Origin of the sequence: Kitasatospora arboriphila (genome assembly GCF_039528095.1) — a bacterium.
GTDB classification, from domain to species: Bacteria; Actinomycetota; Actinomycetes; order Streptomycetales; family Streptomycetaceae; genus Kitasatospora; species Kitasatospora arboriphila.
This window is the reverse complement of record NZ_BAAALD010000206.1, coordinates 1-2,470: the sequence shown is the minus strand read 5'-3', so window position 1 is coordinate 2,470 and position 2,470 is coordinate 1. Positions and strand designations below refer to the sequence as shown.

The following is a 2,470-nucleotide window of genomic DNA, read 5'->3' as shown; positions in this document are numbered from 1 at the left end:
CGAGAAGCGGAAGCCCCCCGCCCCGCCCCCCCCCCCCCGGGGGCCCCCCCCCCCCCCCGAGTGCGCCACCCCCGGACTGCGCAGTTCCCCGCGCCCCTGGCGCTTGCCCCTCGACAGCTCGTATCCCGTTCCCCCAAGGAGTCCCGTCCGTGACGATCAACCACGATGCGGCGTGGGCCCCCGAGGCGGAGCCGGTGGCGGCGCCCCTCACCCCCGCCGACGTCGCCGACGCCGCCCGGCTGGTCTCGTTCGGGCTGCAGGCCAAGCTGCTCCCGGCGCGGGACGCCGAGTACGCCGAGCTGGTCCGCCGCTACCGCGAGGACCCTCCGTTCGCGCGGCTCGCCGACGCCGTCGCCACCGGCATGGGCCTGGTGGTGCTGGAGGTGTCGCCGCGGGCCGGCATGGCCGTCGCCGCCGACGAGGACTCGGTCTTCGCGGTGCGGATGGGCGACTACTCCCGCCGTGCGGCGTCCGAGTCGACCGACCGCTTCCTGCACGGCCTCGCGCACCTCGCGGTGGCGGCGCTGGCCTTCCCCCGTCCCGAGGACCTCGCCGACGACGGCTACCTGGGCCGGGTGACGGTCAACGGTGTGGACGCCTTCGTCCGGCAGGCGTGCCGCCGGCTGGAGGAGCGGGCCGAGGCGCAGGGCGCGGTCACCGACCCGGCCAGCGACGCCCCGGGCCTGGAGGCGGCCTGGCGGGTGTGGGCCCGCCGTTCGTCCACCGGTGCGACGAAGGACGCCCGCCGCCTGGCGGGTTCCACCACCGGCATCGTCTCGAAGGCGGTGCTGTTCCTGGTCGACTCCGGCTTCCTGCAGAAGACCTCGGACGACGCGGGCGGCACCTTCCGCACCACGGCCCGTTACCAGTTGCAGGTCCGCGACCTGGCCGGTTCGGCCGCGATGGCGGAGCTCACCGACCTCGGCGTCGTGCCGGTGACGGACGGTACGGCGACGCTGATGCCCGCCGACGACTCCGACGAACTCGTCGCCGACGCCGGACTGCCGTTCCACTCCCTCTGAACCTGCCTCCGACCTGCACCCGCCCCTCCACCTGTCACCCTGGAGAACCGCAGCACCATGTACGAGCTCAACCGGGTCCGCCTGTACTCGATCGGACCGGCCGGCGCCCGGTACGCCGACACGGTCCTCGACCTGCGCGGTGTCGGCGAGCCCGTGGCGGAGCCCGCCCCGCAGCAGATCGGCCTGTTCGGCGGCGAGCCGGAGGGCCCGCGGCGGCGCCCGGCCCCGGCCGGCGTGCTGTTCCTGGAGAACGGCGGCGGCAAGTCCGTCCTGCTGAAGCTGATCTTCTCGGTGATGCTGCCCGGACACCGCAACACCCTGGGCGGCGCCAGCTCCGGCGTGCTGCGCAAGTTCCTGCTCGCGGACGACTGCGGCCACGTCGCCCTGGAGTGGCAGCACACGGTGACCGGCGAGCTGATCGTCGTCGGCAAGGTCAGCGAGTGGCGCGGCCGCCAGGTCTCCTCCGACCCGCGGAAGTTCGCCGAGCTCTGGTACTCCTTCCGGCCCGGCCCCGGGCTGACCCTGGACTCCCTGCCGGTCGCCGAGCGGGCCAGCCTGGCCGGCGACCAGAAGGCCCGCGGCCGCCGCCGCACCATGAAGGGCTTCCGGGACGCCATGACCGAGGCCGGCAAGGCCTACCCGTACCTCGACCTCACCTTCGAGGAGATCCACGACCGCTGGAACGAGCACCTCGGCGATCTCGGCCTCGACCCCGAACTCTTCCGCTACCAGCGGGAGATGAACGCAGACGAGGGCGAGGCGGCCGGCCTGTTCGCGGTGAAGCACGACGCCGACTTCACCGACCTGCTGCTGCGCGCCGTCACCGACACCCGGGACACCGACGGCCTCGCCGACCTCGTCCACGGCTTCGCCGCCAAGCTCGGCCGCCGTGCCGAGCTCACCGCCGAACGCGACTTCACCGCCGGCTCGCTGGACCTGCTGCAGCGGATCGTCGACGCCACCGCCGCCCGGGAGGGCGTCCGCGAGACGCACCGCTCCGCCGAGCGCCGCACCCGCCGCCTCGCCCACGCCCTCGGGTCCCGGGCCACCGCCGAGCGGGACCGCGCGCAGGACCTCGCGGTGGAGGTCGCCGCCGCCGCGAGCGCCGTCACCGCAGCCGAGTCCGACCGCACCCGGCACTCCCTGATCACCGCCGAACTCACCTACCGGCACGCCACGCTGGCACTGGCCGCGGCCACCGGCGAGGCGGCCGCGCTGCGCCGCGAACTGACCGAGGCCCGCACCCTGCACTCCGCCTGGCAGGCCGCCGAGGCGGTGCTGCGGCACCGCGCCGCCGCCGACCGGGCGGCCCGGGTGTCCGCGGCGATCCGCGAGGCCGAGCTGGACGCCGCGCCGGCGCTCGCCGCCCGCGCCCAGGCCGCCGGTGCCCTCGCCCGCGCCCTGGGGGCGGGGGGCCCCCCCCCCCCCGCCCCCGCCCCCCCCCCCCC

Annotated in this window: 1 protein-coding gene and 1 pseudogene; both read left to right on the top strand. The window is 76.1% G+C overall.

The features are described 5' to 3' along the window. Positions 1–149: 149 nt before the first annotated feature. Positions 150–1,022, top strand: coding sequence for a hypothetical protein (locus ABD353_RS39460; protein ID WP_344628548.1), 873 nt, complete (start codon positions 150–152; stop codon positions 1,020–1,022). A 57-nt stretch (positions 1,023–1,079) separates the two neighbouring features. After that, a pseudogene (locus ABD353_RS39455) lies at positions 1,080–2,470 on the top strand (hypothetical protein); the annotation flags it as partial.